This is a genomic window from Eggerthella timonensis (assembly GCF_900184265.1).
GTDB classification, from domain to species: Bacteria; Actinomycetota; Coriobacteriia; order Coriobacteriales; family Eggerthellaceae; genus Eggerthella; species Eggerthella timonensis.
This window is the reverse complement of record NZ_FXXA01000002.1, coordinates 432323-452666: the sequence shown is the minus strand read 5'-3', so window position 1 is coordinate 452666 and position 20344 is coordinate 432323. Positions and strand designations below refer to the sequence as shown.

General features: G+C 63.1%; 18 protein-coding genes and 1 tRNA gene. 14 read left to right on the top strand and 5 right to left on the bottom strand.

The window, feature by feature from the left end; all coding sequences use genetic code 11:
• Positions 1-53 precede the first annotated feature (53 nt).
• The gene (locus tag C1A15_RS01975) at positions 54-290 is read right to left on the bottom strand and encodes a helix-turn-helix domain-containing protein (protein WP_101723651.1); all 237 of its coding nucleotides are present in this window, start codon (positions 288-290) and stop codon (positions 54-56) included.
• Between the two features lie 483 nt (positions 291-773).
• Between C1A15_RS01975 and C1A15_RS01970 the strand changes: the two genes are divergently transcribed.
• The 5 genes from C1A15_RS01970 to C1A15_RS01950 all read left to right on the top strand — a co-directional run bounded on the left by C1A15_RS01970 (position 774) and on the right by C1A15_RS01950 (position 4008).
• On the top strand, positions 774-1037 hold the full coding sequence (locus tag C1A15_RS01970; protein ID WP_101721022.1) for a helix-turn-helix domain-containing protein: 264 nt from the start codon (positions 774-776) through the stop codon (positions 1035-1037).
• A 13-nt stretch (positions 1038-1050) separates the two neighbouring features.
• Entirely contained in the window at positions 1051-2427 is a 1377-nt protein-coding gene (locus tag C1A15_RS01965; RefSeq protein WP_101721021.1) for a tyrosine-type recombinase/integrase, read from the top strand.
• 70 nt (positions 2428-2497) lie between these two features.
• Positions 2498-2572, top strand: a tRNA-Gly gene (locus C1A15_RS01960).
• A 287-nt stretch (positions 2573-2859) separates the two neighbouring features.
• Positions 2860-3516 (top strand): HAD family hydrolase, encoded by a 657-nt coding sequence (locus tag C1A15_RS01955; protein WP_101721020.1) that lies wholly within the window; start codon positions 2860-2862, stop codon positions 3514-3516.
• Between the two features lie 12 nt (positions 3517-3528).
• Positions 3529-4008: a VanZ family protein gene (locus C1A15_RS01950; protein ID WP_245864874.1), complete on the top strand. Its 480-nt coding sequence runs from the start codon at positions 3529-3531 to the stop codon at positions 4006-4008.
• Here the strand turns inward: C1A15_RS01950 and C1A15_RS01945 are convergent.
• On the bottom strand, positions 4002-4277 hold the full coding sequence (locus tag C1A15_RS01945; RefSeq protein WP_101721018.1) for a helix-turn-helix domain-containing protein: 276 nt from the start codon (positions 4275-4277) through the stop codon (positions 4002-4004). The genes C1A15_RS01950 and C1A15_RS01945 overlap by 7 nt on opposite strands.
• 283 nt (positions 4278-4560) lie before the next feature.
• Here C1A15_RS01945 and C1A15_RS01940 point away from each other — a divergent pair, with 283 nt between their 5' ends.
• Positions 4561-6147, top strand: coding sequence for an LCP family protein (locus C1A15_RS01940; RefSeq protein ID WP_101721017.1), 1587 nt, complete (start codon positions 4561-4563; stop codon positions 6145-6147).
• A 208-nt stretch (positions 6148-6355) separates the two neighbouring features.
• Positions 6356-8125, top strand: coding sequence for a GGDEF domain-containing protein (locus C1A15_RS01935; RefSeq protein WP_245864873.1), 1770 nt, complete (start codon positions 6356-6358; stop codon positions 8123-8125).
• Here the strand turns inward: C1A15_RS01935 and galE are convergent.
• Positions 8122-9273, bottom strand: a complete 1152-nt coding sequence (gene galE / locus C1A15_RS01930) for a UDP-glucose 4-epimerase GalE (protein ID WP_101721015.1) — start codon at positions 9271-9273, stop codon at positions 8122-8124. The genes C1A15_RS01935 and galE overlap by 4 nt on opposite strands.
• 656 nt (positions 9274-9929) lie before the next feature.
• On the opposite strand from galE, the gene C1A15_RS01925 reads away from it, so the two are divergent.
• Positions 9930-11687 (top strand): FAD-binding protein, encoded by a 1758-nt coding sequence (locus C1A15_RS01925; protein WP_101721014.1) that lies wholly within the window; start codon positions 9930-9932, stop codon positions 11685-11687.
• 88 nt (positions 11688-11775) lie between these two features.
• On the opposite strand, the gene C1A15_RS01920 is transcribed toward C1A15_RS01925, so the two are convergent.
• Positions 11776-13233 (bottom strand): response regulator transcription factor, encoded by a 1458-nt coding sequence (locus C1A15_RS01920; protein WP_180952964.1) that lies wholly within the window; start codon positions 13231-13233, stop codon positions 11776-11778.
• Between the two features lie 497 nt (positions 13234-13730).
• Here C1A15_RS01920 and C1A15_RS01915 point away from each other — a divergent pair, with 497 nt between their 5' ends.
• Positions 13731-15143 carry a phosphohexomutase domain-containing protein gene (locus tag C1A15_RS01915; RefSeq protein WP_101721012.1) on the top strand — a complete coding sequence of 471 codons (1413 nt, stop codon included), beginning with the start codon at positions 13731-13733 and terminating at the stop codon, positions 15141-15143.
• Positions 15144-15242: 99 nt separating this feature from the next.
• On the opposite strand, the gene C1A15_RS01910 is transcribed toward C1A15_RS01915, so the two are convergent.
• A complete protein-coding gene (locus tag C1A15_RS01910) occupies positions 15243-15674 on the bottom strand; it encodes a hypothetical protein (protein ID WP_180952963.1) in 432 nt (143 codons plus the stop codon).
• A 129-nt stretch (positions 15675-15803) separates the two neighbouring features.
• Between C1A15_RS01910 and C1A15_RS01905 the strand changes: the two genes are divergently transcribed.
• The 5 genes from C1A15_RS01905 (at position 15804) to dnaK (ending at position 20341) form a co-directional block, all read left to right on the top strand.
• Positions 15804-16058 (top strand): dynein gamma chain protein, encoded by a 255-nt coding sequence (locus tag C1A15_RS01905; RefSeq protein WP_101721010.1) that lies wholly within the window; start codon positions 15804-15806, stop codon positions 16056-16058.
• 15 nt (positions 16059-16073) lie between these two features.
• Positions 16074-16496, top strand: coding sequence for a nickel-responsive transcriptional regulator NikR (gene nikR, locus C1A15_RS01900; RefSeq protein ID WP_101721009.1), 423 nt, complete (start codon positions 16074-16076; stop codon positions 16494-16496).
• A 103-nt stretch (positions 16497-16599) separates the two neighbouring features.
• Positions 16600-17622, top strand: coding sequence for a hydrogenase expression/formation protein HypE (gene hypE, locus C1A15_RS01895; RefSeq protein ID WP_101721008.1), 1023 nt, complete (start codon positions 16600-16602; stop codon positions 17620-17622).
• Positions 17623-17867: 245 nt separating this feature from the next.
• Positions 17868-18056, top strand: a complete 189-nt coding sequence (locus C1A15_RS01890) for a 4Fe-4S binding protein (protein WP_009305423.1) — start codon at positions 17868-17870, stop codon at positions 18054-18056.
• Positions 18057-18430: 374 nt separating this feature from the next.
• Positions 18431-20341 carry a molecular chaperone DnaK gene (gene dnaK / locus C1A15_RS01885; RefSeq protein WP_101721007.1) on the top strand — a complete coding sequence of 637 codons (1911 nt, stop codon included), beginning with the start codon at positions 18431-18433 and terminating at the stop codon, positions 20339-20341.
• Positions 20342-20344 lie beyond the last annotated feature (3 nt).

The window sequence follows — 20344 nt, the reverse complement described above, 5'->3', positions numbered from 1 at the left end:
GCTCTCCTTTCGTCTGGGCCAAACTCCTTCGCGCCGGATCCGCCGCCGAAGGCCTATCGACGCCTCGTGAGCTCCCGCGCCATCTCGGATGTGAGGAAGTTCCCCAAGCCGAGATTGAGCACGACGCAGAGCCGCACGAACTCGTCGGCCCTCATCTGGCGCTGGCCGTCGAGGATGTACCACAGCCGCTTGCGGTCGATGGAGGCCCGGCGCGCGAGCTCGGCCACGCTGATGCCGCGCAGCTCCCGCGCCTCCTCCATCCTCACGACCACGAGCTTCGCGTGTTCCATGCCTCTGTCGCCGCCGCCGGCAAGGGCAGCCGGCCCTCCTGTCCGCATAAAGGGTTTCGATTACCCCAAAGCTAACTTATTGACGGGGGCCTGGTGTCGTTTCGTGTTAGATCAGGGACATTTGTCCCCGATATGGGAACAAGCAGGGACGGCAGGGGATCCGCGCCGGACGTGAGCGCCTTCGCCCGACCGCGCCGCGTTCCCGTTTCGGGGACGTCTTGCCCCGAAACGATGCCGTTCCGCCTGCGAGGCTCCCGAAGGCGCTAGGGTTGCCGCATCCGCGACGCGCGCACGTTGCCGAAACCGGCGAAACGCGTGCCGCGCGCACCTTGAAAAAGGAAAGGATCGCTTGAAAGCAGAAGCCCGCCGCTGCTTCAACCGTGCGCGCGAACGGCGTCGCATCGTTGAGCGAACGGACTCTGCACCCCATCATTGGCGGCGATGAAGCCATCGCCGCCGGCCATTGAAGGAAAGGAGGCGGGGATGGACGGAAACTGCGGCGAGGTGGAAGTTGACGAAGACCGGCTCGTAGCGGCCGACCCCGACGGGCTCTACCTGTTCATGCTCAACGGTTACCCCTACATGATGACGCCAGACCAGGTGGCCGCGTTCACGGGCACGACGAGCCAGGAGATACGCAAGCTGCTCGCCCGCGACGAGATGCGGGGGTGCCGCATCGGGGTTCGCTGGCTTGTGCCGAAGCTGGCGCTTCTCAACTACCTCTACAAAGATCGCCGCGCGGAATGAGGAGGCGATTGCCTTGGGCAGGCTGGCATGCGACAAGCCCTACAACGTGGACGAGGCGCGCAAGAAGAAGGGGCTGCCGCGCCGCAGGCGCAAAGACCCCAGGGCCACCGCCTACGAGCTCACCATCAGGGTGCCGGCAGAGTACCGGGCCTACTTCGACGGGAAGAGGAAGCTCACGCGCACCGTGTTCGCCCTCAACAAGAAGGACGACCTCAAGGCGCAGGCGAGGGCGTTCGAGGACGAGAAGAACGAAGAGCTCGAAAGAAGGCTGGAAGAGCGCGGATGGGTGAGGCGGGACGCCGGGCAGCGTGAGGGGGAGTTCTGCACCACGCCGCTCGGCGACTACATCGAGCGCTACATCGCCATCCGCAGCAACGGCTCGGTATCTCCCGAAACCATCAGGAACGAGACGTCCAACGCGAGGTACGTGAACGCGACCATCGGGAGCATCCCGATCAACGAGGTCACCTCCGACGACATCGAGGACTGCCTTCTCAAGGTCCCCGAGCTGTCGGAGAAGTGGGCCCTCGAGCGCCAGAAGGCGTGGGAGGAGAACCGCAAGACCGCCGAGTGGGCCAAGAGGCACGGGTCACTCGCTAAGCCCTTCAAGCCCCTTAGGGTGGCGGGCCCGGACAAGCAGGCGAAGATCCTCAAGTTCCTGCGCGAGGTCATGAACTACGCCCTGGAGAAAGAGGACATCGCGAAGAACGTGGCCAAGGCGAAGTTCCTCACCCGCGTGTTCAAGAAGAGCAAGCCGCTCATCGACCCACTCATGGCCGACGACGCCGCGCGCTTCCTGCACGAGGTAGAGCTGCTGGCGGTCGGCTTCTTGAAGTTGAGCCTCCTGCTGCTCCTCAACACCGGGATGCGGCCGGAGGAGATGCTCGCGGTGCGCACGGGCAACATCATCTTCGGTGAGGACGAGACCGTCATCAAGATCACGAGCGTGGTCAGCCGCGACGGGAAGGAGATCATCGACTACCCCAAGTCCGATGCCTCCCGGCGCTCGGTCCCCGTCGACGCCTACACTGCGGACGTCGCGAAGCTGTGGATAGAGCTGAAGTCCAAGCTGATGCGGGAAATGGGCCTCAGGCCGACCATGAACATGCCCCTTTGCTCTCCCGGCATCACGGTCTGGTCATATCAGAACTGGAAGAGGAATTGGGACGAGTTCGCCAGGAAAGTCGGCTTCGAGGGCGTGCGGCCCTATGCCCTGCGCCACACCTTCGCCACCTTGAACCTCGCCAACGGCGAGAACATCAAGACGGTGTCGGTGCTCATGGGCCATGCGAGCTCGGCCTACACGCTGGACCTCTATGCGGGCTACGTGCCGAACACGGGGCTCGGCATCGGGACGAGGTACATGAACTACCTGAGACGGGCCGCCTAACATATATAGATGGAATATTCGCCAAAGTTCTTCCAAGAAAGGACAAGGTAAGGTTATAATTCGTTCCCATGCGGGCGTCGTATAATGGTTATTACGGCAGCTTCCCAAGCTGCACACGCGAGTTCGATTCTCGTCGCCCGCTCCATAGCTTTTGATCGAAAGTCGCCCGTCAAGGCGACTTTCGTGTTTGATTGGCGAAGAATTGATCCATTTGAAAACGCCCCGAGTTTTCCAGTATTTCGTCCAGTATTTTTGGTAGAATGAAAACCGGTAAATGTAAGAAGCGAGGTCAGACGGGAAATTTGGGTAGCACTGAACCAAGCAGCGTTGTGGCTTCCCAAGCTTGTATTCGCGGGTTCGAGTCCCGTCACCCGCTCCATGAACCTACAATCCAAGCTTCGGCTTGGATTTTTCATATCGCGAGGTGATGAGATGGATCGGTTCGATACGCTGGTGTTCGACCTCGACGGCACGTTGCTCGATACGCTGCCTGATTTGGTGGTGTTGACGAACGCCGCCCTCAACGAGCAGGGGTTCCCCAGTCGCACAACCGATGAGGTTCACAGCTTCGTGGGCAACGGCGCCCGCGCGCTCATGTATCAGGCCGTTCCGGCCGACGCGACTCCCGAGCAGGCCGAGGCTGCCATGCGCCGTTGGATGGAGCTGTACCCCGTCATCGGGAACAAGCTGACGAAGCCCTACCCGCACATGGAGGAAACGCTCGCCGAGCTCTCACGGCGCGGCATCGGCTTGGGCGTGCTGTCCAACAAGTTCGACCAGGGCGTACACGACGTGATCGACGCTTACCTCCCCAACCTGTTCGCCGTGCAGTACGGCGAACGCGCGGACATTCCGCGCAAGCCGGACCCCACGGGGCTGCTGCGCTCCATCGCCGAGCTGGGCTCCGTGCCGGATCGCACGGCGTACGTGGGAGACTCGCCGGGAGATGTGGCGGTGTCGCGCAACGCCGGCACGTTCGCCGTCGGCGTGGCGTGGGGTTACCACCATGCGGACGCTCTGCGCGAAGCGGGAGCCGACCTTGTCATCGAAGACGCGCGCGAGCTGCTGCAGCTCGTGGATGCGCGCTAGGTGGCGGGTCGCGTGGAGGATCGGACGCAGCGCGTGAAGCCGTCGAAGAAGTTCGCTGCCGCCAGCTGGGCGCTCGTGGTGGCGTGGGCGTGTTTCATCTTCTTCATGTCATCGAACACGAGCACGGGGCTCAACACGGGGCTCGGCATCTTCTCGAGCATCTACCAGGCGATGCAGGCCGTGCAGGCGCAGCTGTTGGGGCCGGGCGTGGACGTGCTCTCGTCCATCGCGCACTTCTGCGAGTACACGGTGTTCGGCGCACTGCTGGCCAATGCGTTGCGCTGCCACATGCCGTTGCGTCGGGCGTGCCTCATCGCCATCGCGTGCGCGAGCTTGTACGGGGTGAGCGACGAAATCCACCAGCTGTTCGTGCCCGAGCGCATGTGCGATCCGGTCGACTGGATGGTGGACACCGCAGGAGCCACGCTGGGTTCGGGTATCGCGTATGCGGTGCTGCGCAAGCGTTCGGACGGGGGCGTTCGTCCTCAGTAAAGCCGCGCATGACGTGGGACGGCGGCAGGCGCGTTGGCTTTCCGGTGCTCGATCTCGGCCCGAATGCCTTCGTCGCTGTGCTTCGTCAGCAGGAAGTCCGGCGTCGTGGCGAGGGAGTCGGCCAGCTTCGTGATGACCGACAGCCGTATGTCGGCCGTCCCGTTCTCGATTTTGTTGAGAAGCGGGCGCCCGATCTCCACCATGAGCGCGAGGCGCGTTTTGGTGATGTTGCTGTACGAGCGCATGCGCCTGACGTTCTCTCCCAGCACGGGCGAGAACCTGCTCTGATCAGGCTCGTCATCATTGACCGGACTATGTTCGCGCTCGGCTTGCATGCTCTCTAGAGTACCGGCGCGCGCGGATAAGGCTGTAACCGCCTGAATACGTTTCGGTTCATTTTTAGAAAATGTGCGCTTTGTACCTAGCCCGTGCCATTTTTATGGTGAGCGGTCAACGATGTTACAATATGTTCCATACGTGATGAATTTATGCGTACCATCTCGGAAAATGACAGGTTCCTATCGCTCCCGGATGGTAAGCGGAGGAGACCATATGGCGTCAAGAAACTCACGAACGAACCGCAAAGAGGCGCGCTCTTCGCGAGCTCCCCAGTCGGCGCGCGCCGTGCGTTCGGCACGAGCCGCGCAATCGGGCCGCATCGCCCCGCGCGATCAGGCGGCCGCTTTCTCTCGCGACGCCTATGGCGATAGTTCTTCGTATCGGCCGGCGTATACCCCTGGCAGCCAGGGTGCGGGCGCGAACGGCGCATACGAGCGTCAGACCGCGGCAAGCCAGTACTCGCGCAACAACCCGAACTATTCCGCCGCTCGCAAGAAATCGGGTCGCGGCAAGAAGATCGCACTCGGCGTGATCATCGCCGTCCTCGTGGTGGCCGTCGGCGGAGGATCTGCGTTCGCTCTGTGGAAGAACTCCATCAACGATCAGCTGACCAAGGGAAACAAGTCCGACGAAGAGATTATGGCCATCAACGACACCCTCAAGGCCGACAAGGACATGACGTTCACCGAGCCGTTCTACATGATGCTGATCGGCACCGACGAAGCCGAGGACAGCACCGAGGACATGCACCGCTCCGACACGAACATCGTGGTGCGCATCGACCCCGAGAAAAACCAAGCGACGATGGTGTCCATCCCTCGCGATACGAAGATCGAGATCGACGGGTACGGCACGAACAAGTTCAACGCCGCCTACGCGTACGATGGGGCAGCGGGCGCCATTCGCGAGGCGAACCAGCTGCTGAACGTCGAGATCTCGCATTACGCCGAAGTGAACTTCGGCAAGTTGAAGGATTTGGTCGATGCCGTGGGCGGCGTGGACGTCGAAGTCAGCGAGCGCGTGGACGACCCCGATGCGGACGGCACGTCGGCGCATCCCGAGTGGCCGCGCGTCATCATCGAGGAGGGCGAGCAGCACCTCAACGGCAACGAGGCCCTCGTGTTCGCGCGCAGCCGCGCCTACGCCGATGGCGACTTCACGCGCACGGCGAATCAGCGCAAGCTGATCATGGCCATCGTCAACAAGGTGCTGGATCTGAACGCCACCGACTTGCTGGGCGCCGTCCAAGCGGCATCTCAGTGCGTTACCACCGACTTGGCGGTGGGCGACATCGTCGCGCTCGCCCAGCAATTCCAGGACGAAGGCGACCTCACCATCTACTCGGCGATGGTGCCCTCGACCACCGCGATGATCGGCGACGTGTCCTATGTCATCAACGATCCCGTGGCCACCAAGGAAATGATGAAGCTGGTCGAGGCGGGCGAGGATCCGAGCACGGTCGTTTCGACTGGCAACGTGGACATCCCCGAATCCACGGGCAGCACCGGCGGTGGAACGACGGGCACGTACGACAATTCAGGATACGGCACGGGCGTCGGCACGGGCGCGGACACTTCCGGCTACTACGATCCCGGTTACGTCGATCCGACGACGGGCGACGGATCGTACAACGGAGGCTACGTCGACAATGGGTACACCGACAACACCGGGGGAACCGGCGACGCTGGAGCCGGCGGATACGACGAAGGTACGGCAGGCACCACCACGGGCGGCGGCGGAACCTCCGATCCAGGTTACACCGATCCGGGCACGTACGATGGAACGGCCTCGGCAGCCTAGCGCATACGGGAAACGTGAGCGGCGTCGACTTCGGTCGGTGCCGCTTTTTCGACGGCTCTGCAACCATGCCGTCAACCTTCGGTTCGTTCCTTGAGTTTTCCCGAGCCTTGGGGGATACTAGCGAATCATGAGCGGCGCACACAATCACGAACACACGAAAGAACGACAGGACGCTCGCTCCTCGGCCTCGTTGCGCTCTGTGCTCGTCGTGCTCGTTTCCATCGCGGTGGTGGGCCTCGTGGTGTACGCGATCTTCCATGCCTATTCCAACGCGCTGAGCGATGAGTTCTACGAACTTGCAAGCGACAGCATGAACGATTACACGGCCGCGCAAAAAGTGGAAGTCGAGTCGTTCATCGGCGAAGTGAGCTCCACTATCTCCACGATGCGCGTGCTTGCTGAGTCTCCCGACGTCGATCTGACGGGCTCCACGTTCACGTCGTATCTGGAAGAGTGGAACGAGCAGGGATCCTTCCAGATCACGTACGCGCCTATCGAAGCGCTCGAAGCGGGTGTTGAAAGCAACCCCAACGAGCGGGATGCCAATACGCTTGATCGTTTGAAGGCGGGCGAGACCGTGGTGTCCGATGTGCGTAAATCGAACCGCTTGAACGGCTACTATTTCAGCATCGCCGAGCCGATCGAGCGCGACGGGCGCGTGGTGGGCGCGCTGCGCAGCATCGTGAAGGCCGAGAAGCTGTTGGAAACGAGCCAGCTGAGCTCGCAGGTAACGCTGCTGGGAACCCTGCTGATCAAAGGCGACGGCACCGTCGTCTCAGTTTCGGAACGCTATGAGCAGGACAACGGCAAAAATCTGTACGACCTTCTGGACAGCAAGGGTGTTTCCGCAGACCAGATTATCGATATTCGCTCGACCATCGAGAACGATCGCGACGTGGCAACCGTGGCCATAGGCAAACGTGACGGACTCATGACGTTCCTCACGTCCATCCGCCTCGATGTGAACGACTGGACCATCGTCAACTTCACGCAGGAAAGCGCGCTGGCCGAGCATTCCGAAAGTATCCTGCGATCAACGGTTATCACCGCGGCAATTCTGATCGTGATCAGCGCCGCAGCATGCCTTGTGGTTGCGCTGATCGTCAGTCGCGCCCGCCGTCGCGCACGGCGCACGGCCGAGCGCTACGAAGTGCTCGCCGAGTTCTCCGATACCGTGCTGTTCGAGTACTCCTATCCGCGTGACACCTTGGAACTCACGCCGAACGCGCGCGGGATGTTCTCGCTCAGCTCGTTGACCGCGAAGGACTATCTGGCCAAGGGCATTCCGCTCATCGACTTCCTCGAAGACGATTACGACCGCGTGCATATGATGTTCGAGCAGCCTGCGCCTCCGAACGAGTTGCGCACCATCACGTGCCGCGCGCGGGTTCTTTCCGGCGAGTACCGCTGGTTCTCGTTCACGTGCCGCTATCTGTACGAGGGAACGCAGCCCTACATGGCCGCAGGGAAGATCGTCGACATCACGAAACAGCGTGAAACCGAGGAATTGCTGACGCGCAAATCGCAGATCGACGGTTTGACCAAGACGCTCAACAAAGTGACGTTCCAGGAGAAGATGGCTGCGCTGTTGCCCGCCACCGACAAGGGATTGCTGTTCGTCATCGACATGGATCGCTTCAAGCAGATCAACGACGAGCACGGCCACAGCATGGGCGATCGCGTGCTCGAAGGAGTGGCGCGGTCGCTGCTCGACGTGTTCCGGCATCGCGATCCGGTGGGACGCGTTGGCGGCGACGAGTTCGTGGCGTTCCTTGCGGGAGCCGACGACGATGCGGTGATAGATGCGAAGCGCGAGGCTCTGGAAACGCTGATCGCAGAAGCCTCGCGCTCGCTGGGCGTGCCCATCGCCATGAGCGTCGGGGTGGCGCGCTACCCGCAGGACGGCGCCACCTATCAACAACTGTTCGACGCGGCCGATCAGGCCATGTACGACGAGAAGAACGGTGGACGCGGCTAGGCCGTAACCTCTCCCGCCGTGGCGTAGCCGTCCGGGTTCTGAGATTGCCAGCGCCAACCGTCTACGCACATGCGGTCGAGATCGTACTGCGCAACCCAGCCCAGCTCGTCGCGAGCCTTGTCGCAGGCCGCGTAGTTCACGGCCACGTCGCCCGCGCGGCGTGGCTTGATCTCGTAGGGCAGCTTTCGCCCGCAGGCGCGCTCGAAGGAGTGCACCACGTCGAGCACGCTCGAGCCCGTGCCGGTTCCCAGGTTGAAGATGCCCACGCCGCGGCGCGTGCCGTCGGCGGCCGGCTCGCCGGCCATCGTGCCTGCCGTCTTCGCTTCGCCGGTGCCAACTTTGCCGCCCATCCAGTCGAGCGCCGCCACATGGCCGCGTGCGAGGTCCACCACGTGGATGTAATCGCGCACGCCGGTGCCGTCGTGCGTGGGATAGTCGTCGCCGAACACGCCGACGCTCTCCAGCTTGCCTACGGCCACCTGCGCAACGTACGGCAGCAGGTTGTTGGGGATGCCCTTGGGATCTTCGCCGATCAGGCCGCTCTCGTGCGCGCCGATGGGGTTGAAGTAGCGCAGCAGCACGACGTTCCACTCGTTGTCGCCCACGTACAGGTCGGTGAGCACCTGCTCGAGCATGGATTTCGTCCAGCCGTAGGGGTTCGTGGCGTCGTGCTTCGGGCAATCCTCGGTGATGGGGATGAACTCGGGCTCGCCGTACACGGTGGCGCTCGACGAGAACACGAGGTTCTTCACGTCGTGGTCGCGCGCCACGTCGCACAAGGCCAGCGTGCCGGCGAAGTTGTTCCAGTAGTACTCGAGCGGCTTCTGCACGCTTTCGCCCACGGCTTTGAAGCCGGCGAAGTGGATGATGGCGTCCACGTCGTTCTCGGTGAAAATGCGATCGAGCGCCCCGCGATCGAGGATGTTGGCCTCGTAGAAGGTCAGGCGGTCATCGTCGGCGGCAAGGCCGGTGATCTGCCGTACGCGATCGAGCGCGAGCTCGCTCGAGTTGCTGAGGTCGTCCACGACGACCACGCGATAGCCCTGTTCCAGCAGCTCGACGCAGGTGTGGCTTCCGATGAACCCGGCTCCGCCCGTAACGAGCACGCAGATATCGGCATGGTCTTTGGCCAAGCTTTTGTTCGCCATTGAAGCTCCTCTCCGGACTGTTTGATGACATGGTAGCAGGTGGAGCGCTTGCTGCGAGTGAATTCGTCAAAAGCACCATGCCCGGCAGCGGGAGCCCCTTACGGATGCGAATGTCCGCTCGGTAAATATGATTGAAAAGATCATGGACAAAAACGGGAGTTTTCTCTAGATTTCTAACCCGAATTTGCATATGGGACATTCCGCGTTTGCATAACCCCTGATAGAAAAGATGCTTCGAGTATTATTCCAAATTGAGGATAAAGAATACTCGCCATTTTGTCCAAGCGGGTCGTTCGTTCGCTCCCCTTCGTGCTGCGGAAGTCGTTCGCGCCTCCCCCTTCGTGCTTCGGAAGTCGTTTGCGCGTTCTTTCGCATTCGCGGTGGATCGACTGCGTGCCCTTTCCTGTTCGCGGAGGGCGCGAACGCAAGCGGCGAAACCACGCTTATACGCCCGCATGTTTCACGTGAAACATGCACCGCTCCGTCGCGTCCAGGGGATGCAGCCTATCCCCCGAAAGGGGCCAATCGCGGGTTTCCCCAGGTGCCCCCTCGATGGGGGATGCGGGTTGGTGCTGCGCTGGGATAGGGTGCGAGGCGTTGCGGAGAGGGGGAGCGCCGGAGGGAGGCGCGATCTTCGCACGGAAGGGAGCGACATCATGGAACTCGATCGCAGGAACTTTCTGAAGGGAGCGGCGGTCACGGCCGTCGGAGCCATGGGCGCGGCAACGCTGGCCGCCTGCTCGCCCGCGAACAAGGCCGACAAGGATGCGGAAGCCGCCAGCGCCGGCGCGCCCGACGGCGAGTCGTACAACACGGCCGCCACTGCCCAGCGCAAGTGGGCCTTCGAGATTCCGCCCGAGCCCATCGCCGAGGCGGACATCAAGGAAACCATCGAAGCCGACCTCGTGGTGGTGGGTTGCGGCACCGCCGGCCTCATGACCGCGAACAGCGCCGCCGAAGCGGGCGTGGACACCATCATCGTGTCGGCTTCGACGAAGCCCACGTGCCGCGGCGGCTCGAACAACGCCGTGTACTGCAAGGCGTTCGAAGAGCAGGGCTACCCGCGCGTTCCCGTCGAGCAGTACGAGAAGGAAATCTTCTGCCAGACGCACAAGGTGGACCAGCGCAAGTGGTACCAGCATTACAACCACTCTGAAGAGGCGATGAACTGGACCATCGATCTTATGGAGAAGGCCGGTTACGGCATCACCATCGAGATCGGCACGCCCGACGACGAGGACAGCCTGTACCTGCAGCGCACGGCCGCCGTCGGCTGGGACCTTAACGGCCAGACGCCTCCCGAAGAGGGCCTCGAGATTGTTACCGGCAAGATGCAGCCCTTGCTGGTGTGGGAGCTCGCCCGCCATCTCGAAGAGGATCTCAACGGGAAGATCTACTACAAGAACATCGCCGAGCAGCTCATCCGCGAGGACGGCAACGCGGGCCGTGTGACCGCGGTCGTCTGCAAGCGCGAGGACGGCACGTACGCGAAGTACGTGGGCAAGAAGGCCATCGTGCTGGCTACAGGCGACTTCTCGGGCGACCGCGACATGATGCGACGCTACTGCCCCGAGACGGCCGACTACGTCGCCGACGACGTGTACGACAAGGATCCCGACTGGGATCAGGGCTTCAAGTACGGTGGCATCTACAAGGGCCAGGGGCAGAAGATGGGCCTGTGGGTGGGCGCTGCGTGGCAGAAGAGCTTCCCGAACTGCACGATGGGCGCGTACTGGGGCCCGGGGCCGCGCAACCTGTACACGAACCATCTGGGTCTGCTGGTGGACCGGGACGGCCAGCGCTTTATGAACGAGAATTGCATCGGACCGCTGGCCAGCCAGCACATCATGATGCTTCCCGAGAAGAAAGCGTACGCCATTTGGGATGCCGGCTATGCCAAGCACGAGGCCGTGTCGGGCGACTGGACGAACGACTCCATGATGACCGGCGACGAAGCCGTCGCGGCGGCGGTTGCCTCCTGGGACAAGGCCGCGACGGGCGCAAACAAGAACTACGTCAAGGGCGACACCATCGAAGAGGTCGTGGAGAAGCTCGGGCTGCCGAAGGAGGCGGTCGAGACGGTCAAACGCTACAACGAGCTGGCCGCGAAGGGATCCGACGACGACTTCCACAAGGATGCGAAGCATCTCCACCCCATCGAAGAGGGTCCCTTCTACGGCGAGATGACCGACAACTTCGGGTTCCTCACCGTCATGGGCGGCCTCAACACGAACGTGAACATGCAGGTGTGCGACGCTGACGATCAGCCCATCCCCGGCCTGTACAACGTTGGCACCATGGTGGGCGACGTGTTCGCCGGCACCTACACCTTCATGATCGAGGGCGCGAACTACGGTATGACCTGCGTGACGTTCGGCTACCTCACCGGCAAGTACATCGCCGAGAACGAATAGCCTCCTCCCGCGCGCCGTCCGTTCGGACGGGGCAGCAACCAGCCCGCGCTCCACCCTCCCGGGGCGCGGGCTTTTCGCTGCTTGGGGATTACTGCTCGAGCGACGCCGCGCGCTGGGCGGCCAGCTCGATAAGCTCCTGCTTGGAATGCACGAGCAGCTTCTGGTAGATGCGGCCCGTGTGCGTTTTCACCGTTTCCTCGGCCATGCTCAACTCGCGCGCGATGGCCTTGCGGCTGTAACCTTTCACGATGAGGTCGAACACTTCTATCTCGCGTTTCGACAGGCGATGCTCAGTGGCGATGAGCTGGCAGGCGACGGCCAGATTGCCTTCTTCGTTGTCGACCGCGCCGCTCTCGCCCGGGCTCACCGCGCCCCAGCCGGTGCGAATGTTGCGACTGCTCGTCATGAACAGCGCAGCCAACAGCAGAACGAACGCCACGAACACCGCCAGCAGGCTCCAGTCGGCGATGAGCACGTCCAGCAGGCTGCCGACGAACTGGCCGGCCAGCAGGCACGCCGTAGCCGAGCCGATGATCCAAATGGGCGGCTGCCCCAAGCCTTTCGTCAGATAAGCGCACAACGAGCACGACATGAGGTACTGGAAGCAGTAGCCCGCATCAAGCGACAGCGCGCCGGGCAGCAGCGCGGGCTCGAACGTGCCCACGATGAAGAAGCCGGCCGCCATCAGCGGAAAGCCGATGCGGTAGATCAGCACGTCGAAGTTGTTCTTCACGGCGATGGCGCAGAAGAACAGCAGGGCAACGGCGGCGAAGTACCCCATGCTCACCACGAGAGCCGAGCTGCCGAAGTTGTTGATCAACAGGCTGTGCATGACACCGAGCGCGAGACCTTGGAACGCCGATGTCACGAGGAACTTGGTAGGCGGGTGCACTTTGACCTGCATGCCTTGTCCGTACAGCTCGCGTCGCGGGAACTGGGCGATGCTCTTCCAGATGCAGGCCACCATAGGCAGCGGCATGAGAACGAGCACCACTTGGCCCACTTTGCCGGGGAACAGCGACAGCGCAAGCGCCCCCACCGTGCCGATGAACAGCGCCGCGATACCGTTGAACAGCACTTGCAGAGGGCCGATGCAGGCGAACACGCGGCTTGTTTCGAGGTTGACGTTCGCCGTTCCGCACCCGATGAGGATGGATGCGGCCAAGTAGGTGACCACGGCGAGGTCGTGGTGATCGTCCATGAGCGCCGGGTACGCGCAATACAACATGGCTCCCAACATCAGCACGGTGCACAGTGCGTACGGAAACCAGCGCGCCTCGCTGAACCGGTTGGCATGCTTGTATCCCAGGCACCAAACCAGGTACGTTATCACGCTCGCTATCAGCAGTACGGTGCCTTTCGGCAGGGGGAAGCTCTCGGCGAGCGGGGAGGGATCGAGGAACAGGTACGGGCTTTGGAACAACAGGATCGTTTGCATCCAGTACAGGCCGAAGCCGATGGACAGGAACGGGTGCTTCGCGAGGCTCTCCTTGAATTGGCGAACGTAGCGCCGCCGGTCGTCAATGCGATTGAATGCGCTTCCCATGATCCCTCTTCCGCCCCTCATCCCCAACGAACACAGAATAGCAGACGTTTTCCCGCAGGGGTTATCCCGTAACGTATATATTATTCTTGACAAAGTATAATAATCGTCGTACAGTATGGCTCGTGGAACTACCGACTCCAACGGTTCTCCTCGTTTCACTCGTCCATGCACAGGCCGCCTCCCCCGCGGCCTGCGCTGCATTCGGAGCCCGTGCCCCCCCCCGTGTCCCGAGCCGAACCGTCTTCGCTCCCCGACCGCGCGTCCTTCGCATCGTGAGCCGCACCGACCGCGCGGCGTCCCGACCGCGCATTCTTCGCGTGGCGCGCTGCCTCCTCGCCCGATCGCGCTCCGTATCGCGCCGAAGCGCCCTCGCGCTCTCCGAGCTCGCAGTGTTTCACGTGAAACATTTGTTCCCCTGTCTATTTTGCGACGAAACCGCGCCTTGCCCGTTCGATTGACTATACTGGTGAGCATCAGGCTTTGAGAAAGGAAGCTCCGTGGCAGAAATACACTTCGGAACGGATGGCTGGCGAGCCATCATCGGCGAGGATTTCACCGACGACAACCTCGTGCGCGTCATCGACGCGGCGGCGCGCGTGTTCAAGGAAGACGCCCTCGCGGCCGGGCGCGCGGAAGACGCACCCGGGACCCTCATCGTGGGCCACGACTGCCGCCAGGACGCGCACGCCTACGCGCAGCTCGCGGCCGAGGTCGCTGCGTCGCAGGGCTTCGCCGTCAAGCTCACGCAGGACTACTGCCCCACGCCCACGCTGTGCTGGTCGGTCGCCCAGGATGCCGACGCGGTGGGCGGCATCATGCTGACCAGCAGCCACAACCCGGCCGAGTACCTGGGCGTGAAGCTGCGCATGTCCGACGGCGGTGCGGCGGGCAAGGAGTTCACCGACCGCGTGGAAGCCGCCTTCGCCGACGAGCCCACCGAGGCGCGCGGCACGTGCGAGACGGTCGACCTCATGACCCCGTACCTCGCCACCCTCAAGGAGCGTGTGGATGCCGAAGCCATCCGCAGCGCCAACCTGCGCGTGGTGGTGGATCCGCTGTACGGCGCGGGCCGCATCTACCTGGCAACGCTGCTGCGCGATCTGGGCGTAGAGGTGTGCGAGATCAACAACGCCGAAGACCCCACGTTCGACGGTTTGCATCCCGAGCCCATTCCGCCTTGGGTGGACCGCTGCATCGCGAAGGTTCCCGAGCTGGGTTACGACGCGGGCTTCATCAACGACGGCGACGCCGACCGCATCGGCGCGGTGGACGAGCACGGCAACTTCGCGAACCCGCACCGCATCATCACGCTGCTCACCTCGCACCTCGCCGAGGACAAGGGCCTTTCCGGCCGCGTCGTGTCCACCATCACCGCATCGGCCATGCTCGCCCGCCAGTGCAAGCGCCTCGGCCTCGAGCTGACCAGCACGCCGGTGGGTTTCAAGTGGATCTACGCCGAGATGGAGAAGGGCGACGTCATGCTGGGCGGCGAGGAATCCGGCGGCATCGGCATCCCCAGCCACGTCATGGAGCGCGACGGCCTGCTGATGGCGCTGCTGCTGTGCGAGACGATGGCGCAGCGCAGCATGAGCCTGGGCCAGCTGGTGGACGATATGTTCGAGAAGGTGGGCAAGCTGGAGTTCGAGCGCCAGGGCCTGAAGATCACCGACGAGCAGATGGCGAACTTCCGCTCGAACATCGTGCCGAGCTACTCGCCTGCCGAGATTTGCGGCAAGAAGGTGGTGGACGTGGATCGTCGCGACGGCGTGAAGTTCTACCTCGAAGGCGATGCGTGGGTCATGATGCGCCCCTCCGGCACCGAGCCGCTCGTGCGCATCTACGCCGAGGCCGAGACGATGGACGAGGTGCGCGACTTGTTGAAGGCCGCCGAGGGCGTCGTCACCGCATAAGGCCGCCGCGCTGCACCCCCTCCGCGTCCCGCGCCCGTGCGCGTGTTTCACGTGAAACGCCCCGAGAGCAATCGTGCTCCCGGGGCGTTTCCTTTCAGCTCATTCGCCGAAACGGGGCAGCTTCTTCAGCAGCGCCCAGGCGATCTGCTTGTCCTGCCCGTCGTCGAGCATCCCGTCGAAGTCGCGGAACGCAACCGCGCTGCGTCCGAACGCACGGCTGGGCTTTCCCAGGGGGACGTCGCAGCGCAGCGCGCGTCCGAGCGCGTGGGCCGCCGCTTGATCGGTCGCGATCAGGCAGAGGGGGTCCAGCCCTTCGACCAGCAGGAACAGCGCCTGGTCGTCCAACCCTTCGACCGTGGCGAACGTGCATGCCGCCGGCCCGTAGCCGAGCGATGCCATCGCATTGCCGAGCGCGACGCGGCTGCGCTCGCTCAAGGCGCGCGAACTCGCCACGCATACGAGTGCCGAGCGCGCTCCATCAAGGTGCTCGCCGAACAGCTCCCACGTTTCGTCGAGAGCAACTTCGTACATGTTACCATTCGCAGATTTTTTCACACGATCCCTTGCGGTCGAGAGGCGTTCGCCGTATAACCGTAATAATAGCAAGAAACGTTCGCTGCGGCATGCGCGTCGCGGCGGCATCACGATAGGAGAGCGCGTATGTGCACGAACGGAATCAACACGGGGCAATTCGAGCAGATGATCGAGCAGATCGACGACCACATCAAGCTGGAGCGCCGTTGGGCTCACAACCTGGGGCACCTGGCAGGCGACGCCGGGTTCGCCACCGTCTCCGAGAAGATGCATGCCGCGCAGGCCATGCTCGATGACGTGCGCGCCCTGCTCGACGAAGCCAAGGACGCGCTTGAGGACGATGCCGAAGCGTCGGCGAACGTCACCGTCAATCTCGTGTAGGCTCGCGGGCGGCTTATGAGCAACGACCTCATGCGCTTCTCGGTGGCCATGCCCGAGGAGCTGCTCGTCCGCTTCGACCAGTTGGTTGCGCGTCGTGGCCTGGCGAAGAATCGCAGCGAAGTGGTGCGCGACCTCGTGCGCGACGCGCTGGTCGAGGACGAGTGCGCCACGCCGGGCACGGAGGTGGTGGGCACGCTCACCATCGTGTTCGATCACCACGCCAGCGATCTGCAGGAGAAGCTGCACGCCATCCAGCACGACTACTTCGAGTCCATCATCTCGTCCATGCACGTGCATCTCGACGCGCACCATTGCCTCGAGATCATCGTGCTGCGCGGCGAGACGGGCCTCGTGCAGGACATCGCGAATCTTATCCTGGGCACGAAGGGCGTGAAGAACGGCCGCCTCGTCGTCACCACGACCGGGCAGTATATATAGGTAGAAGATTCCGCCGGCCCGCAGAGGGCCGGCGCTCATGTTCGAACGAATGTTTCACGTGAAACATTCGTTCGCATCAATTCATTGAAGGGCAAGGAGCGTTATGGATACCACGGTCATGCTGGGACACGGCAGCGGCGGCACGATGATGAAGCGCATCATCGACGACGTGTTCTTCGCCGCCTACGCCGGCGACGAGCTGCTGCGCGGAGACGATGCGGCGGTGCTGCCCGCGCCCGCCCCGGGCGAGCGCCTCGCGTTCTCGACCGACAGCTTCGTGGTGACGCCGCACTTCTTCCCGGGCGGCGACATCGGGCGCCTCGCCGTCTGCGGCACGGTGAACGACGTGGCCACGAGCGGTGCCGTCCCGCGTTACCTCAGCTGCGGATTCGTGTTGGAAGAGGGCTTCCCCATCGAGAACCTCAAGCGCATATGCGCTTCGATGGCCGAATGCGCACAAGAGGCCGGCGTGCGCCTGGTCACCGGCGACACGAAGGTGGTGAACCGCGGCCACGGCGACGGCGTGTACATCAACACGAGCGGCGTCGGCACCATCCCCGAGGGCGTCAACCTGGGCGGCGCGCAGTGCATGCCGGGCGACAAGGTGCTGGTCACCGGCACGTTGGGCGATCACGGCATCACTATCATGAGCTGCCGCGAATCCTTGAGTTTCTCGGCCGACCTGGAAAGCGACGCCGCACCCCTCAACCACCTTATCGCCGCGGTGCTGGAGGCGGCGCCGCACACGCGCTGCTTCCGCGACCCCACGCGCGGCGGCCTGGCGTCCACGCTCAACGAACTGGCGGCCCAGTCGGGCACCGACATCACCGTGGACGAGGACGCCGTCCCCGTCAAGCCCGCCGTGCAGGGCGCGTGCGACATGCTGGGCTACGATGTGCTGCAGGTTGCGAACGAGGGCAAGATGGTGTGCGTGGTGGCGGCCGACGAAGCCGACGCGGCGCTCGCCGCCATGCGCGCGAACCGATACGGCACTGACGCGGCCGTCATCGGTGAGGTGTCGGCCGCCCGTCCCGAGCGCGGTTCCAAGGTGTTTCTGCGCACGGCGTTCGGCGGCACGCGCATACTCGACATGCTCGTCGGCGAGCAATTGCCGCGCATTTGTTAGAAGTTCTCCATACGGTGCGGAGGAGGTGCGAGAAGCATGCGCTTACCTGCGAAAAGGGGCGCAGCGGCTGTTCGAGAGCCTCTGAAACCGCCACGCTCTCGATAGAGAATTTACCGCCGCACCCTGAGAAATTCGGCGTTTCTTCTTGCATTTGCGGACAACAATGGTATCTTGCGGGCATAAAGTTTTTGGGGAAGTGACCCGACGCATCCCGTCGGAATACTTTGGACGAGAAGGAGTTAACTATGTCTCACCCGGTTATCGAAGCCGATGAGTGCATCGGTTGCGGCATCTGCGTCGATGCCTGCCCGCAGGAAGTGCTCGAAGTTGTCGGCGGCGTCGCTGAGGTCGTGAACGAGGATGCTTGCATCGCGTGCGGCGACTGCGTCGAGGAATGCCCCATGGGCGCGATCCCCGAGGTCATCGAGGACTAACCTCCTGCTTCAACCGCTTTAGCAAGCGCATCAAGAACCCCCGCCTCCCCAGGAGGCGGGGGTTCTTTGCGTTCGGGCAACAAGTGCATGGAAGCGGCGTAACGATGCGGCGTGGGGGCGGCGAGCACTGAGGCAGATCGCTATAGTTTGGTTCGTTAACAAAACTTACATGACAAATTGGTAACTAACTTGACACCGACAGACTTAGATTATATAGTCGGAAACATCGAAGAGAGCTTGAGCTTGCGGAGCGCATCCGCAGCCGTCGCCCTCCATCGACAAAGTGCGCCCGCGGGCGTGCTTTGACGCATAGACAGAAAACGACTGCTAACGACTTACTGAGGTAACAACTCCAACAGAGAGGAAGCAGGATAATGAGCAAGATTCTTGGTATCGACTTGGGCACGACGAACTCCGCCATGGCCGTCATGGAGGGCTCCGAGCCCGAAATCCTCGTGAACGCCGAGGGCGACCGCACCACCCCGTCGGTCGAGGGCTTCCGCAAGGACGGCGAGCGCGTCGTCGGCAAGGCCGCGAAGAACCAGGCCGTCACGAACCCCGAGAACACCGTGTCGTCCGTCAAGCGCTTCATCGGCCGCTCCTACGATGAGACGCCGGAAGAGCGCAAGACCGTCAGCTACAAGCTGCAGAAGGGCAAGGACGGCCGCGCGGTCGTCGACATCGACGGCAAGGACTACACGCCGGAGGAAATCTCCGCCATGGTGCTCCAGAAGCTGAAGAACGACGCCGAGAAGCAGCTGGGCGCGCCGGTCACGCAGGCCGTCATCACGGTGCCCGCGTACTTCAACGACGCGCAGCGCCAGGCAACGAAGGACGCCGGCAAGATCGCGGGCCTCGAAGTGCTCCGCATCATCAACGAGCCGACGGCCGCCGCGCTGGCCTACGGCCTCGACAAGACGAACAAGGACGAGAAGATCCTCGTGTTCGACCTGGGCGGCGGCACGTTCGACGTGTCCATCCTGGAGCTTGGCGACGGCGTGTTCGAGGTTGCCTCCACCGCCGGCGACAACCACCTGGGCGGCGACGACTGGGACCAGCGCATCATCGATTGGATGGCCGACAAGTTCAAGGCCGAGAACGGCATCGATCTGCGCCAGGACAAGATGGCTCTGCAGCGTTTGAAGGAAGCTGCCGAAAAGGCGAAGATGGAGCTGTCCTCCACCACGCAGGCCAACATCAACCTGCCGTTCATCACGGCCGACGCCTCCGGCCCGAAGCACCTCGACTACACGCTGACGCGCGCCGAGTTCGAGCGCATCACGAAGGACCTGCTCGACCGTGTGAAGAAGCCTGTTGAGCAGGCGCTCAAGGACGCCGGCCTCAAGACGGGCGACATCGACGAGGTCATCCTCGTGGGCGGCTCCACCCGTATGCCTGCGGTGCAGGATCTCGTGAAGAAGCTCACCGGCAAGGAGCCGAACATGTCCGTGAACCCGGACGAGGTCGTCGCCATGGGGGCTGCCGTTCAGGGCGGCGTGCTGGCCGGCGACGTCGAGGGCATCCTGCTGCTCGACGTGACCCCGCTGTCGCTGGGCGTCGAGACCATGGGCGGCGTGATGACGAAGATGATCGACCGCAACACCACCATCCCGACCCGCAAGACCGAGATCTACTCCACCGCGTCTGACAACCAGACGTCGGTCGAGGTGCACGTCCTGCAGGGCGAGCGCCAGATGGCCGCGGACAACAAGACGCTGGGCAAGTTCCAGCTGACCGGCATCCCGGCCGCGCGCCGCGGCGTGCCGCAGATCGAGGTCACGTTCGACATCGACGCCAACGGCATCGTGAACGTGTCGGCGAAGGACCTGGGCACCGGCAAGCAGCAGCAGATCACCATCTCCGGCTCCACCGCGCTGAACGACGAGGAAGTCGATCGCATGGTGAAGGACGCCGAGGCCCATGCCGAGGAAGATGCCAAGCGCAAGGAAGAGATCGAGGTTCGCAACAACGCCGACGCCCTGGTGAATGCCACCGAGCAGACGCTGCAGGAAGTGGGCGACAAGGCTCCGGCCGACGTGAAGTCCGCCGCCGAGGAGGCCATCGCCGAGGCGAAGTCCGCGCTCGAGGGCTCCGATATGGACGCCATCAAGGCTGCGACCGAGAAGATGCAGCAGGCGGGCTACAAGCTGGCTGAGGTCGTGTACTCCACGCAGGGCCCGGACGCCGCCTCGCAGGCTGCCGCCGCTGAGTCCACCCCGGCCGATGACACCATCGAGGCCGACTACGAGGTCGTCGAGGACGACGACAACAAGGAAGGGAAGTAATCG